The 14172-nt window shown below is 54.4% G+C and carries 12 protein-coding genes and 1 pseudogene; 6 read left to right on the plus strand and 7 right to left on the minus strand.

The window, feature by feature from the left end; translation table 11 throughout:
- Positions 1-70: 70 nt before the first annotated feature.
- Positions 71-1627, plus strand: a complete 1557-nt coding sequence (locus tag D2E25_RS03330; protein ID WP_125979572.1) for a zinc-dependent metalloprotease — start codon at positions 71-73, stop codon at positions 1625-1627.
- Between the two features lie 103 nt (positions 1628-1730).
- On the opposite strand, the gene D2E25_RS03335 is transcribed toward D2E25_RS03330, so the two are convergent.
- Entirely contained in the window at positions 1731-3239 is a 1509-nt protein-coding gene (locus D2E25_RS03335; RefSeq protein WP_125979573.1) for an ATP-dependent helicase, read from the minus strand.
- Positions 3240-3381: 142 nt separating this feature from the next.
- Here D2E25_RS03335 and D2E25_RS03340 point away from each other — a divergent pair, with 142 nt between their 5' ends.
- Complete coding sequence (locus tag D2E25_RS03340) at positions 3382-5157, plus strand: phosphotransferase (RefSeq protein ID WP_125979915.1); 1776 nt, start codon at positions 3382-3384, stop codon at positions 5155-5157.
- 120 nt (positions 5158-5277) lie between these two features.
- Complete coding sequence (locus D2E25_RS03345; RefSeq protein ID WP_125979575.1) at positions 5278-5502, plus strand: DUF3107 domain-containing protein; 225 nt, start codon at positions 5278-5280, stop codon at positions 5500-5502.
- A gap of 112 nt (positions 5503-5614) precedes the next feature.
- Here the strand turns inward: D2E25_RS03345 and D2E25_RS03350 are convergent, their stop codons facing one another.
- Positions 5615-6505, minus strand: coding sequence for a PHP domain-containing protein (locus D2E25_RS03350; protein WP_420897319.1), 891 nt, complete (start codon positions 6503-6505; stop codon positions 5615-5617).
- Between the two features lie 165 nt (positions 6506-6670).
- Between D2E25_RS03350 and D2E25_RS03355 the strand changes: the two genes are divergently transcribed.
- A complete protein-coding gene (locus D2E25_RS03355) occupies positions 6671-7345 on the plus strand; it encodes a vitamin K epoxide reductase family protein (RefSeq protein ID WP_125979581.1) in 675 nt (224 codons plus the stop codon).
- Between the two features lie 108 nt (positions 7346-7453).
- Here D2E25_RS03355 and dapF read toward each other — a convergent pair whose 3' ends face one another.
- Complete coding sequence (gene dapF / locus D2E25_RS03360; RefSeq protein ID WP_125979584.1) at positions 7454-8347, minus strand: diaminopimelate epimerase; 894 nt, start codon at positions 8345-8347, stop codon at positions 7454-7456.
- Between the two features lie 231 nt (positions 8348-8578).
- Here dapF and murI point away from each other — a divergent pair, with 231 nt between their 5' ends.
- Complete coding sequence (gene murI, locus D2E25_RS03365; protein ID WP_125979586.1) at positions 8579-9355, plus strand: glutamate racemase; 777 nt, start codon at positions 8579-8581, stop codon at positions 9353-9355.
- 69 nt (positions 9356-9424) lie between these two features.
- Positions 9425-10282, plus strand: a complete 858-nt coding sequence (locus D2E25_RS03370; RefSeq protein ID WP_125979588.1) for a patatin-like phospholipase family protein — start codon at positions 9425-9427, stop codon at positions 10280-10282.
- Between the two features lie 10 nt (positions 10283-10292).
- On the opposite strand, the pseudogene D2E25_RS10880 reads toward D2E25_RS03370, so the two are convergent.
- From D2E25_RS10880 to D2E25_RS03390, 4 genes and pseudogenes are all read right to left on the minus strand, one after another.
- A pseudogene (locus tag D2E25_RS10880) lies at positions 10293-10406 on the minus strand (pentapeptide repeat-containing protein); the annotation flags it as partial.
- A gap of 61 nt (positions 10407-10467) precedes the next feature.
- Positions 10468-11451 carry a D-2-hydroxyacid dehydrogenase gene (locus D2E25_RS03380; protein ID WP_125979590.1) on the minus strand — a complete coding sequence of 328 codons (984 nt, stop codon included), beginning with the start codon at positions 11449-11451 and terminating at the stop codon, positions 10468-10470.
- Between the two features lie 90 nt (positions 11452-11541).
- A complete protein-coding gene (locus D2E25_RS03385) occupies positions 11542-12501 on the minus strand; it encodes an SPFH domain-containing protein (protein WP_125979592.1) in 960 nt (319 codons plus the stop codon).
- A 205-nt stretch (positions 12502-12706) separates the two neighbouring features.
- Positions 12707-13996 (minus strand): O-acetylhomoserine aminocarboxypropyltransferase/cysteine synthase family protein, encoded by a 1290-nt coding sequence (locus D2E25_RS03390; protein ID WP_125979594.1) that lies wholly within the window; start codon positions 13994-13996, stop codon positions 12707-12709.
- Positions 13997-14172 lie beyond the last annotated feature (176 nt).

The following is a 14172-nucleotide window of genomic DNA, read 5'->3' on the forward strand; positions in this document are numbered from 1 at the left end:
CGACTGCATATTCGGCATACCTCCCATAATATGGAATCAACTGACGTTAACACATAAGGCGGGGAACACCATGGATGAGAACGCGATGCGGCAGTGGTTTATCGACTGCTTCGGACCGGTGCAGGGTGAGATGGCGTGGAATCAGCTTTCTGAGCTACCGCCTGAGATTCGCGAACAATTGATGAGTCAGGATGTGAGTAAGCTACCGAAGCCTGCTGAAGTGCAAGCGCTTATGCAGGCGTTTACTACCGGCGGTTTGAACACGGTTGGCGACATGCAACGCACTGTTGATTCTGGGCCTATCAATGTAAAGCTTGCGAAGTCGCTGGCGTTGCAGAAAGCGAATGCTGATGGCTCGCAGACTGTGGTGAACGCGCAGGCTGCTGATTTGACGCGTCGCGCTATGAGTGAAGCGAATTTGTGGCTGGATACTGCATGCCAATTCGATCCCGCTCCGGGTGAGCCGGAAACGTTGACGCGCGCGGGTTGGGTTGACAAGACGCTGGATGCGTGGGCGCAGTTTGCAGCTCCGGTTGCACAGTCGATGAATGATGCGTTGGCGTCGGTGATTGCTGACCGTTTGGGTGACTCGTTTGGCGGCGAAGTGACTGGCATGTTTGCTGGCCCTGTGCCGATTCCAATTCCTGATGGTATGAAGAACCCTGCGCAGATGATTCGCTTGCTGGGCAATACATCGTTCTCTATGCAGCTTGGTTATGCTGCTGGTGATTTGTCGCGTGAAGTGAATGGCGGTTTTGATCAGGGTATTGCCTTGTTGAAGAATCCGGCCGGCGCGCTGATTGCGCAGAATATTGCCGAATATGCGCAATCGTTGGATATTCCGGTGGCTGAAGTGACGGCATTTTTGGCATTGCGTGAAGTGGCGCATGCGCGTCTGTTTGCTGCAGTGCCGTGGCTGATGCCTCGTTTTGAAGCGTTGATTGGCAAGTATGCGCGCGGTATCACTATTGATCTTGACGCGATGGAGGAGCAGTTGCGTGATGCTGCTGCGATGGATCCTGAGTCGATTTCTGATGCGGTGAATCTTACGAAGGTTGGTATTCCGGATACGCCGGAGCAGAAGGCTGCATTGGCATCGTTGGAGACGATGTTGGCGCTGGTTGAAGGCTGGGTTGATTGCGTAACGTGGCGTGCCGGCATGGCACACATTCCGCATATTGAGCAGCTTCGTGAGATGATGCGTCGTAAGCGTGCGGTTGGAGGCCCTGCTGAGCGTACGTTCGAGTCCCTGCTGGGTATGCAGCTGCGTCCGAAGCGTATGCGTGAAGCGGCAGCTTTGTGGGAGCGGATTACCAGCGCGGATGGTATTGAAGCGCGTGACGCAAAGTGGTCTCATCCTGATCTGCTGCCTGCACTGCCGGCCGAGGAGACCGCGCAGGATGGTACATCAGCAGCTTCGATTGATCATCCTGCTTCTGGAACTGACGCATCTGGCGCAGGCGCGTCCAACAGTGCGCAGGATGCTACCGGTTCGACGATCGACTGGGATGCTGAGCTCAGCAAGCTACTTGATGAAGACGGCGGCGATGGGAACAACGGCGACGCAGATAACGGCAATGAGTCTGCGCCCGACTCCCCCGATACGCCTCATCCGGATGCTGCATAGTTGGCATAACTAGAGCATCAACAGTTGCGCGAACAATACGAACGCCTTCGCTTCAGCACACTCACTGAAGCGAAGGCGTTCTCGGTTTTGCACAACAACTCAACTATGCGAGGAATCGGCTCACAGTGCGATTGCCTCGACTACTGCCGTCTTTAGAACGCGCGTATGACATGCACAATCCGTTTTCTGCGCGCGTCACCCCCACATACATGAGTCGACGCTCCTCTTCAAGCGCATCCCCCGGTTGCGGTGAACCGTATGGCATCAGTCCTTCTGAACAGCCGATCATAAACACATACGGAAATTCCAAGCCCTTCGAGGCATGGATCGTCGAAACCGTCACGCTGCCAGCATTAGCGCTTAATCCCATCGCTTCCAATAGCGCAAGTTTGCTTTGCGCATCGTCGGCGAGCGCACTCGCTTGCCATCCAGCATCGCTGCGCACGCGGTAGCGCAAACCTGCAGCTTTCAGCGCAGCGCAAATGGTTGGTTGTTGTGCGTTAATGCGCGTGAGTATGGCAAAGTCTGCTGGATGAGCGCCTTGAGCAACCATGCGCGCAATGCGTGCAGCAACGCCTTGTGCCTCATCAGCATCCGTGTCGTATACAGCATGACCGACTCGCAACCCGTTTTCGCGCCCTGAAGCAAGGATTAAATAGTCGCTGCGATTGGGTGCCCCAGCTAATACGCGATTCGCATAGCGCACTACTTGTGGCGTAGAGCGATAGTCAGTACCAAGCGTGATATCAGCGCTCAGCGGGCGGAATTCATCCGCAAAATGCAGCAGATAGTAGCTGCTTGCTCCAGCAAACGAGTAGATGGTCTGCGCGGGGTCGCCAACTACGCACACGTTGCGATTATCACCAAGCCACAGTCGCATAAGCCGGTGTTGTAGCGGCGAAACGTCTTGGTATTCGTCGACCGTCAGCCAGCCGATAGATGAGCGGATCGAAGCGGCAGCTTCTTCGAAATCGTCGAGCACATGGCAGGTAAGCAGCAAAATATCGTCGAAGTCGATCTGCCCGCGCGCGGTTTTTTCTTGCTCGTAGGCGGCGTACACGTCAGCAAAGCGCGCTGGGTCGAGATCTGCGGGCGGCTCGCGGTGCTGGCTGGCGCACACACGTGCGTAATCATCACCGGCGATGAGCGATATTTTTGCCCAGTTGATTTCCGCGCGCACATCGCGAATGCGCGCGGGTTCTACGTCAGCCATGTTGGTAACGCGACGCAATGCACGTTCGACAATATCGCGCTGATCGTCAGTAACGTGTGGGAATGGTGCTTCGCAAATGTCAGGCCATACGCGGCGCAATTGGCGCAATGCGGCCGAATGGAAGGTTGCGGCGGTCACATCGTCGCCAATGCCTAGGGTTTTCAATCGTGAACGCATTTCAGCAGCGGCTTTTACCGAAAATGTGACGGCGAGCGTACGGCGAGCATCCCAGTCGCCGCGCGCGCACGCGTAGGCGATACGGCGAGTAACGGTACGTGTTTTGCCAGCTCCAGCGCCGGCGATAATACGCACAGGCCCGTTCGCCGCGCTGGCGGCGGCCCGCTGCGATTCGTCAAGCCCCTCAAGAATCGCTTCAGGCGTTAAAGTCGTGTCTGCCATGCCTCCATTGTGTCGCACAAACAGCGTATTGCGCCACAGAGTTGCTCAAATGGCCGTGTTTCCGCGCTCTTCGCGGCCACGTCTCGACACGGTAGACGAGCGAATGTATTAGTGTGGGAGTGTGACTCATCGAAGCAATCTTATGTTGGCGGCGCTTACCTCGGCGATTATGCCTGGCATCGTCGTGGCCGGCGTACGCGCTAGTGACCAAGGCAATGATACAGACGCCGCAGTAGGCATCGATCAGGCCGTTGTGCAGGACGCTGCAGGCCGACAGTATGACGTGTACGCTTGCGATAGCGACGAGGGCCGTAAGCGCTTACAGGGCCGTGTGCGTGCAGCGCAGACGCTTAAGCGTGCGAAAGACCCAGCCGCTTTGGGTTTTGCGTTGGATAATGTGCTTGCATTCGCGGATGGCAAGGGCGAGAACAGTGTCACCGGTGGCACTGCGGTGATGGCAGCCACCCATCGTGCAGGCACTGCACGCCCGTTAACGTTGCTGACATTAGACGATTGCGCGAGTGTAGGCACGGCAATTGGTGCGATTCACCGGTTGCGCCCGAACTTTTTGCAGGCTGAATCGTACCCTGTGTTTACTACGGGGCAGATTCGCGCGCAGTTGACTGCGTGGATTAAGCGTTTGCAGCAGGCGGGTCATGTGCCTGCTGAAATTACGGCAAGCTGGTCCAGCATTATTGAAACTGAAGGCTTGTGGTCGTTTTTGACTTGCCCGGTACATGGCGGCTTTTCGGATGGTGACTTCCTGTTTGAAGGGTCTACGATTACTGCGATCACGAACTGGCAGGATATGCAGGTCAATGATCCTGCGCGTGATTTGGCGTGGATTTTCGCCAAGTTGGACAATGATCATCGCAATGCAGTTCTTGCTGCATACGGTCGCATGATGGGTTCACGTCTTGATGATCTCATCATGCTGCGCGCTAACCTGTGGCTGCAAATGGAGCAGGTGGGTGATTTTATTTCCGCATTGAACCGTGCGGATAGTCAGAAAATCATGCAGTTCAAAGCGCAGGTGGAGCGACTCGCTCACCAGTTGGGGCGCTTTACTCAGCAGCAGCGCACGACAACCACGACTGCTAGTGCTGCCAGTAGCCGCAATCCTTCGACGATTACGGTGGGCACATTGCTGGATGCCGAGGAACGCCGTCAGGCTGCGGCGCAATCGCGAGCCGACCGCGCTGCTGACCGCGCCGCCGATCCGAATGATGAAACTGATGAGACCGATCGCACCGGTTCAGCTGATATTCAAGCTGCAGGCACGGTGAGCGCTACGCAGCCGAGTGCTGCACCGGTCACGCGCGCTCATACTGCGTATAACGCTGCCTCTACGTGGACGAATCAGGAAGCCTCCTCATCGGAGACGATCGTTGTACACCGTGTAGCAACCTCTGCATCGTCGTCAACTGACGCGGATGATAAGACTGACGATCATGCTCCGGTAGCGGCCGCATCATCGACGGCAACGCCATCGGTTGCAACGCCATCAACTGCCGCATCGTCAACTACAACACCGTCGGTGTGGAATATGGCGGCAGCAGCGCCGGCATCGTATCCGGCTGCACGATCGCCGTTTGCTTCCGCAAAACCGCAGCAGTCTCAGTCGCAGGAAGCGCCAACGATTGCGATTCCGCTTCTTGAGCGTGAAGAGCGGGCTATGCGTGATGCGCAGTCGAGTCTGATTCCTTCGGCAAGTGCGAAGCACACGTCTGAAACAGTGACGGTCGCACAAACGCCAATTACTACGGCAGATAGCGCTGAAGATGATGACGATACGGGTGATGCTGCCGTGACTGTCAGCGTGGAAACCGATGACACTGATAGTCACGATATTGTGCAAACCGCTGGCACCAATGATGACCTTGATGACGATACGAATGACAACACGCCCAAAGCGTAACTAGTTGCCCCACTGCTCTTAGAGTAGGCAGCATGGTCACAGGCTTATCGCCGCAGACAGTTCATGTAAGAGCGCACGGCCGTTAAGTAACGACAGTCACAGTACAGCGAAAGAGGAATTATGGATATCGAACTTGGCATCCAGAATGTTGCCCGCCCGGTCACGTTCAGCACCGATGACAGTGCTGAAACAGTGACTGCCGCTATTGAATCGGCGCTGTCAGCAGGTACGCCGATTAAGCTGCTTGACGAGAAGGGCCGCCATATTGTGGTGCCGGCAAACGCACTCGGCTATGCGGTGATCGGTTCTGAAACCAAGCATGCTGTTGGTTTCGGCGCACTGTGATCAGCAGTTGTTAGCAGCAACAGCAAACCGGTGCAATTACTGAGTTTGCAATTACCAATGTAGGGGTGTAGTTCCAGTGAGCTACACCCCTACATTGGTAATGTGCGAGCGCTTACGCGAGCGGAATCGCTCCGCGACGCACAATTTCCGCCACGGTTGCGTCATCGGTGAGATTCTCACCCAATACGTTCGGTTTGCCGGCGCCATGCCAATCCGAGCCGCCGGTGACCAGCAGATGATGGCGTTGTGCGATCGCCAGCAAACGCTCACGCTGCTCGGGCGGATTATCACGATGCCACACTTCAAGCCCGTCAAGCCCCTCGTTAATCAAGCACTCTAATTGTGCGTCTGATAGCAGCACACGATTGCGGTTTAATGCGCCAGGATGCGCGATAATCACCACACCACCCGCTGCCGCTACTGCTGCAAGCACTTCATGCGTGGTTGGCGATGGTGTTGGAATGTAATATTTCGATGATGCGCTGACCACGCCAGCAAACGCTTCCGAGCGGTTCGTGTACACGCCGGCAGCCACCAGAGCGTCAGCAATATGCGGGCGCCCAACTGTGGTACGTCCACCTTCTTTGACTTGATCGAGCACTGACTGCCAGCTAATCGGATAATCCTCGCTTAAACGCGCCACCATTGCTTTCGTACGCTTCAATCGCGCTTCACGCGTATGCGCAAATAAATCCGACGTATGCCGGTCCCGCGGATCATATTGGAACGCCAACATGTGCACTGATACGTCCCCATCACATGCGGTGATCTCTGTACCGCGTAACAGGGGCATGCCCGCCGCCTGCGCTGCACGTTGCGCATCTGGCCAGCCGCTGGTCGTGTCATGGTCCGAAATAGACACGCCATGCAATCCAATATCATGGCTGAGCTCAACAAGTTCTTCAGGCGTTTTAGTCCCGTCAGAAAACACCGTATGGCAATGAATGTCCCAGCCCTCCTGCGGAGGCACGTTCACGATGTCAATACGAGTCATACACACCATCGTATGCGCTGACATGCCAGACACACGCCGGACGCGCAGAGCGCTATAAGCATTGTGCAGCAGCCTCACTGCGCGCGGCAACACGTGCACATATCGGTTGTCGGGCAGTACGCGCCTTACACTGGGATGCACACACCAGAGACGCGACAGGGGAAGCGAGGCACTATGAGCCATAACGACACCGAAGCAGCTACTACGACGAGCACAATCGCAGCCAATACTGATTCGACTGCACTACGCGGTTTTCGGCATAGTGCAACATGGACGTATCTCATTGCGCTGATTGCTTCAGTGGTTGCATTGTTTGTTTCCTTCATGCTGGCCGCTGAAACGCTGCAACTCGCACGTCACCCTGATGCCAAGCTCGGTTGTGATGTGAACGCGCTCGTATCGTGTTCAACAGTGGCACAATCATGGCAGGCAGAATTCATCAAGTTTGCCGGCTTGAGCTTCCCGAACGCGTTCTTCGGTATCGCGGCTGAATCCGTGTTCGTCACTATTGCAGTCATTGGACTTGCTCGCGTTGTAGTGCCCCGTTGGTTCGCCTTGTGCACGTGGCTCGGCTCGCTCGCCGCGATCCTGTACGCGTACTGGCTGTTCACGCAGTCAATGTTCGTCATCAACGCGCTGTGCCCCTACTGCTTGGTGCTGATGTTCTCCTCCACGATCCAGTTCATGGCCTTCAGCCATGCCACAGTGAGTGTGCAGCATATGCCGCGTAATGCGCGCGGTTTGAGCAAGTACTACCGTCTCAACTTTGATCTTATGGTTGATGTGGTGTGGGTACTGGCGATTATTACGCTGATTTTGGTTGTTGATGGACCCGCGATTTTCGCGTAAACATCAACGATACTTAGCTACTGACCTACTTACATAGACGACGGCCCGGGGAGATTTCTCCTCGGGCCGTCGTGGTCAATAGTGACGAATGCGCATTCAGTTATTCGATTACAGCAGTGTGATTTGTGCGACGATCGTCGCAGCACCAGTCAGCTTCACATCGTCATCTGTCACGTCTACGCGCAGTGTGCCGCCGCGCACCGTAATATCCCAATGGTCAATACCGGTTTTCGCGCGCAACGTCACGCCTGTAGCGCACAAGCCGGTGCCGCAGGAGAGTGTTTCGCCACAACCGCGCTCGTTGACGCGCATAGTGGCCCAACCGCATCCTTGAGCGCGATCAATATCGTCAATGCGCACAAATTCAACGTTCTGATCGGTCTCAATCACCGGCTCAACGCGTGGCTTCACTACTAAATTCAACGCTTCTACTTGAGGAAGTGTGGAGCCAGCGCCCTCTACTAGAGCCACCACATGCGGATTGCCCATGTCTACAAACGTGCCGTTTGCACTGCCCTCAGTGCCAGGAATGGTCACTTGGTATGCATCCTGTGCGCCCATCGTCCACGCGCCCATATCCACTTGGTACACGTCGCGACCATACGGTGCCACATCGCCCAACGGTGTCAGTATTTTCACGCCGGCGCGCGTTCCTAATCGCAATGGTTCGCCAGCAGGCGCATACCCCTCGCGCTGAGCGAACAAAGCAGTCGCGCGCGTACCGTTACCGCACATTTCAGCAAGCGAACCGTCTGCATTGCGATAATCCATAAACCATTCCGCTCCCCCAGCCTGGCACGTCTGAAGCTGTTCAGCGGAGAGATCCGCTACATATTCCGGATGAGTCAGACGCAGCAAACCATCGCCGCCAATACCAAAATGACGATCGCACAGCGAGCGAATTTCGTCCTCGCTCGGCGCAAATTCACCTGTGGGATCAGCGTAAACGACGAAATCATTGCCGGTCGCGTGTGCTTTGTATACGATGTTTGGAATGCTCATAATCACCAGCCTACCGTTATGCAGCACTGTTGAAATCGCGCGTCTCGCGGCGAGCGCCACACGACTACCACATTCCATGCACTACGCTGGTGAACGTTACTAGGCTCACGCAGTCGGCACAGTTCAGCTCACAGGCTGAAACCGCCGGCGTGCGTAGAGGCGTAGAGACAAACGCGTACGAATATTGACCGCGAACACTGATGGACTGATGAGGAAAGGCGGCAGACGGCTATGACTTCGACGGCGCCGATCGGCGTATTTGACTCCGGATTAGGTGGCATTTCAGTAGTGCGTCAACTGGTGCATGACATGCCTCATGAGCGCGTGCTGTATTTTGGTGATTCCGCTCATGCTCCGTATGGTGTCAAAACCCCCGAGCAGGTGCGTGAGCTCAGTCTGCGCATTGTGAAACGCTTCGTGGAACAAGGTGTGAAAGCGGTGGTGATCGCTTGCAATACCGCCACTTCTGCTGCTGTCAACGAGTTGCGCGACTTGTATGATTTCCCGATTATCGGCATGGAACCAGCGTTGAAAGTCGCGTGCGACCGCGGTCATGGCGTGCGCCAGCGCGTGATCGTTGCTGCTACCCCGCTGACTTTGCGTGAACACAAGTTTGCGGCACTCATGGATCGGTTCAAGGAAGATCATACGATTTTCCCCGAGCCTTGCCCTGATCTGGTAGAAATCGTGGAAAGCGGGCAGCTTGATAATCATGATCTGGTAATGCATACGCTGCACCAGTATTTTGACCAGTATGATCTCTCATCGATTGACTCGGTAGTGTTGGGTTGCACGCATTTTGTGTTCTACCGTGAGTATTTCCGCGAACTGCTGCCTGATACGGCGGCGATTATTGACGGCAACGAGGGCACGGTGCGTCATTTGGGTGTGGTGTTGGAATCGTTGGGCAAGCTTGCGCCTGAAGATGCAGCCGGTTCGGTGGAACTTGCGAACTCTGACCCGAGTGAGCGTATTGCAACACTGTCGCGTGAACTATTGGAACGGTAACAACCTTCCATTGTCGTGACTGCGCGCGTAAGCTCACGCTATCAGTGAATCATCGTTAAGGGGGTCAAGATGAGTAGCACACAGCATAAGACAGCGTTAATTGATGTCGGCGGCGGATTCCGCGCGATTTTTGGCGCTGGCGTAATGGACCGTTGCCTTGAAGACGGTATTGCCTTTGACCATTGCTATGGCGTTTCCGCTGGTAGTGCGAATATGGTGTCGTTCATTGCTGGCCAGCATGGTCGTAACCATAAGTTCTACACTGAGTACGCGTTTCGCAAAGAGTACGCGAGCTTTGACTCATATGTGCGCAATCATAATTTTGCCAATCTGGATTACGTCTATGGCACGTTAAGTAATCATGATGGCGAGTATCCGGTAGATTTCGCCGCGTTTGAAGCTAACCCTACAGGGTTCACTGTGGTGGCATGCAATGCTGAAGATGGTTCGACGAAGTATTTTGATAAGTCGGACGTGCATTATGACGATTTCAATATTATGAAAGCTTCAAGTGCAGTACCCGTAGCCTGCGAACCATATGTGATTGATGGCGTGCCGTATTTTGATGGCGGTATTGCTGATCCGGTGCCAGTGCAGAAGGCGTTGGATGATGGTTACGATCGCGTCGTGCTTATTTTGACTCGATTGAAGGATGTGTTGCGCGAGCAAAAGCGCGATATTGCGCCAGCGCGTATTCTGAAACGCTCCTACCCGGCCGCGGCAGAACGTCTGCTGAACCGCTACCAGACCTACAACGATGAGGTAGCGTTGGCGAAAAAGTATGAGCAGGATGGTCGCGTGCTTATTCTTGCGCCTGACGACTTGTGCGGCTTGTCAACGTTGAGTAAATCGTTTGAAGGACTTGAGCTGATGTACCGCAAGGGGTATGCGGCTGCTGAGGCGATTCGCCCATTCCTTGCCAGTTGAGTTGAGCACCGTTGAGTTGAGCACCGTTGAGTTGAGCACCGTTGAGTTGAGCACCGTTGAGTTGAGCACCGTTGAGTTGAGCACCGTTGAGTTGAGCACCGTTGAGTTGAGCACTGAGCCGCAGTAACTAGCTCAGCACACAACTCAACCGCGTATCTGCATATTGCGAACCGCAAAGTCGCACACTAGTGGCGCACGTTTTCGAGTGGCTCACCGGCTGCATAATGGCGCACATTGCGCAATGCGATATCGATAATGCGCTGCTCGGTAATCGCCAAATGATTGCCGCCAGCCACATGCGGCGTGATAAGGCAGTGAGCCTCGCTCCACAGTGGGCTGTCAGCTGGTAATGGTTCAGGTTCTGTAACATCAAGGCCAGCACCATGCAGCTGATCTTCAGATAGTGCGTGAGCGAGCGCACGCGGATCAATAGCCGTACCGCGCCCAGCATTCAATAAGATCGCCGTAGACTTCATCATCGTCAACCGGCGTCCATCAATCAGGTGATACGTGTCATCTGCAGCGGGCACGATCAATGCCACCACATCTGCGTCGGGCAGCAGTGCGTCGAGCTCGTCAAACTCATGCATTTCATCAATGCCTGCTGCTGGCTTGGAAGCGTTACGCCGCACACCAATCGTATGCGCGCCAACGGCTTTACATAGTGTTGCAAAATGCGAGCCAATATCGCCAGTACCAATAACTAGCACGCGAGCGCCGACTGGGCTTAACGCGCTGCCTAGGTCATGCCAGCGCTGCTCGCTTTGTTGACGCGCATACATGGGCACGTTTTTCATGAGCGCCCACATCATTGCAAATAAATGTTCGGAGACGCTTTGCCCGTATGCTCCGGTTGCGTTAGTAACACGCACATTGTCAGCTAATACGCCTGGAGCTACGTATCGATCAACGCCTGCGCTCCATGTTTGTAACCATTCCAACTGGGGGTAGTCGGCGCATGTTTCAGGCGCAATATTGCCGATTATCGCTGTGGCTTGTGCGCGCAATTCGTCAGGCACTTGCGCATGCCACACCATCGTGCCGCGTTGTGCGCTGACGCCTGTGAATTGTTGTTCGATGCCAGTTCCTGCAACAGCATCACAAAAAGCCTGCCGTTCCTTATCGGTTAACGGCAGGCAATTGACGATTAGACCATGACGTTCGCTCATGCGGCCTATTGTAGGCCGCTGACAATAGCAACGGCGAGCATGGTCCAGCTGCGATCGCAGCTCCAGCTACTTACATCGACTTATAGCTTTTTACTGAGCTGTGCGCGCGCCTGGTGCAGCAGAGGCCGGCGTAGAGCCAGCCGTTTCGCTCGCAGTGAGCATGGCTTTGGTGACCTGATTGTACAGGTCTTCGTAACCGCCAGGCGTAGAAGCAGGCAATACCACAGTCTTCGCATTCGTCGACTCAGACAGGGAGCGCATCACATCAAGATACTGGTTGAACAGCACCACGTTGTTCACGTCGTTAATGTTCATGCCCACGGCTTGCAGGCTCTTAATCTGGTCGACGATACCGTTAGCAATTTCACGGCGATAATTTGCTTGGCCTTCACCTTGCAAACGAGTCTTTTCTGCTTCTGCAGCAGCTTGGGTTTCAATCTGAATACGCTGTGCTTCGGCACGTTGACGCGTAGCTTCCTTCTCACGCTGAGCCGCGTTAATCGAGTCCATCGCATTCTTAACCTGCGGACTTGGGTCGATAGCCGTAATCAGCGTCTTAACAACCGTGAAGCCGAAGCGTGCCATCTCATTGCCAACAGTCTTTTGCACGTCAAAAGCAACATCATCTTTGCGCGCGAACGCATCATCAAGCGACAGTGCAGGAATTGCAGAACGCAGCGCATCCTCCATGTAACTGCGCAGCTGGCCCGCCGGGTCACGCAGCTCATAGTATGCAGTCGCTACGTTCTCAGGGTTCACACGGAACTGAGTACTCGCCACAACAGTGACGAACACGTTATCCAATGTTTTGGTTTCCAACTGCACGTTGAGTTGGCTGACACGCATATTGGTTTTGGTGGCAATACGATCAACGAATGGGATTTTGGCGTGAATGCCAGCGAACTGTACTTTGTGGAATTTACCGAAACGTTCGATGATGTATGCCTGCTGCTGCGGCACAATAAAAATCGCTGCGCTCAGCAATGCTATGAGAATAACCAGGATCACGATAAACGTAATGAGCGTAGACCCGAAGGCGAAAGCCCCCATGATTTCCCCCTAATCCTAATGACATAAGCCACTTCCACGTTGAAAGAGCTATGTCTCATCGTATCCCAACCATGAGGCAAGCATACCGGCAGGTGGACACACGCTTACACGGAAACGCATATACGCCACGCCGGCCGGCAACACACCATTACCGACCGGCGAACCAGCATATTTCCAATGAGTAGGCGCTGAATATGGCACTGCGTTAGTATGCGCCAGCAATCGCCTGATCAAGATCAGCGATAAGATCATCCACGCTTTCCAAGCCGATAGACAAGCGGATGAGATTACCGGTCACTCCAGCCGACAGTCGATAGTCTTCAGGAACCTCTCGATGCGTAATGTTGACCGGGTCCACAATCAGCGAGCGCGCGTCACCAATATTGGGCACGTAGGAGAACAGCTGTACACCGTCGATAATGCGACGCACGTTATTGACATCGCCATCCACCAGGAAGGAAAGAATCTGGCCGACGCCATGCGGGAAATACTTGGCTTTCAACGCATACTGTGGCGTATTACCAAGACCGGAATAGTTGACTTTGATAACATGCGGCGTGTGTGCAAGATGTTCAGCAATTGCCGTAGCAGAAGCTACCTGCTGGCTGACACGTTGCGGCAGTGTTTCCAGTCCGATCAGCGACAGGTATGCGTTAAACGGGCTTTGCACTGCGCCAAACGTGCGCAAATATTTAATACGAATGCGCTTAATAAACGCCGCGTTGCCGAATGCGCCCGCAAAACTCCGGCGATTGCCCTCAATATCAGCAATAACCTGTTCGGTGCGCGTGAACTGTGGGAAGCGGCCATTAGTCCAATCGAAGCGTCCGGCGTCAACAATCACGCCACCGATTGCATTACCGTGGCCGGTAATACCTTTCGTTGTGGAGTGCACCACAATATCAGCACCGAACTCGATCGGGCGCAGCAAGTATGGGGTCGGAACCGTGTTATCAACGATTAGCGCAATACCATGCTGGTGTGCGAGCTTGGCAAGCGGTTCAAGATCAGTGATTTCAGTAGACGGATTCGCAACAGTCTCGGCAAAAATCGCACGCGTATCCGGGCCAATCAGCGCTTCAACTTCATCAAGATCGTTGATATTGTGCACAAAATCAGCGTGAATACCGAACTGTGGAAGAAAATCACCAAGCGCATCCACCGAAGCACCATACAGGTTTTTGGACGCAATAATACGACCGCCGCCCTCGCCTGCACACATGAGCGCGTATGAAACCGCTGCCATACCACTGGACAGTGCTACCGCACCAATGCCACCTTCCAGTGCGGCAAGACGACGTTCTAACGCGTCAACGGTCGGATTAGCAACGCGTGAATATTCGAATCCCTCTTGAATTCCAGCTGCCAACGCTTGGCCGCGCAGTGCATCTTCAAGTTCAAATGCCGCAGAAGCGTAAATCGGCACACTCACCGCGTCCCCGTTACATCGCGCCTCATATCCTGCGTGAATCGCCTGCGTACTGAAATCGACCATTGAAATCCCTTTTCCGTACATCGCTAGTAGACGTACAAACTACATACAAATTGCGTTCAAGATAACAAAAATCACACAGCGACATTTGCGTAATGACATCGGTTTTCAAGGCAATAAGCCATAACTAAAACCTATAAGCTCCGAGCGAACTGTCCGCGACCTCTCGAAAATACGCT

This window comes from Bifidobacterium goeldii, assembly GCF_003951095.1.
Taxonomy (GTDB): domain Bacteria; phylum Actinomycetota; class Actinomycetes; order Actinomycetales; family Bifidobacteriaceae; genus Bifidobacterium; species Bifidobacterium goeldii.

Bases quoted from the DNA above. Each gene is read 5' to 3' on its own strand.
- D2E25_RS03340 (WP_125979915.1), top strand. From the start codon at position 3,382: ATGTTGGCGGCGCTTACCTCGGCGATTATGCCTGGCATCGTCGTGGCC.
- D2E25_RS03330 (WP_125979572.1), top strand. From the start codon at position 71: ATGGATGAGAACGCGATGCGGCAGTGGTTTATCGACTGCTTCGGACCG.
- dapF (WP_125979584.1), bottom strand. From the start codon at position 8,347: ATGAGCATTCCAAACATCGTATACAAAGCACACGCGACCGGCAATGAT.
- D2E25_RS03350 (WP_420897319.1), bottom strand. From the start codon at position 6,505: ATGGTGTGTATGACTCGTATTGACATCGTGAACGTGCCTCCGCAGGAG.
- murI (WP_125979586.1), top strand. From the start codon at position 8,579: ATGACTTCGACGGCGCCGATCGGCGTATTTGACTCCGGATTAGGTGGC.
- D2E25_RS03335 (WP_125979573.1), bottom strand. From the start codon at position 3,239: ATGGCAGACACGACTTTAACGCCTGAAGCGATTCTTGAGGGGCTTGAC.
- D2E25_RS03345 (WP_125979575.1), top strand. From the start codon at position 5,278: ATGGATATCGAACTTGGCATCCAGAATGTTGCCCGCCCGGTCACGTTC.
- D2E25_RS03355 (WP_125979581.1), top strand. From the start codon at position 6,671: ATGAGCCATAACGACACCGAAGCAGCTACTACGACGAGCACAATCGCA.
- D2E25_RS03385 (WP_125979592.1), bottom strand. From the start codon at position 12,501: ATGGGGGCTTTCGCCTTCGGGTCTACGCTCATTACGTTTATCGTGATC.
- D2E25_RS03390 (WP_125979594.1), bottom strand. From the start codon at position 13,996: ATGGTCGATTTCAGTACGCAGGCGATTCACGCAGGATATGAGGCGCGA.
- D2E25_RS03370 (WP_125979588.1), top strand. From the start codon at position 9,425: ATGAGTAGCACACAGCATAAGACAGCGTTAATTGATGTCGGCGGCGGA.
- D2E25_RS03380 (WP_125979590.1), bottom strand. From the start codon at position 11,451: ATGAGCGAACGTCATGGTCTAATCGTCAATTGCCTGCCGTTAACCGAT.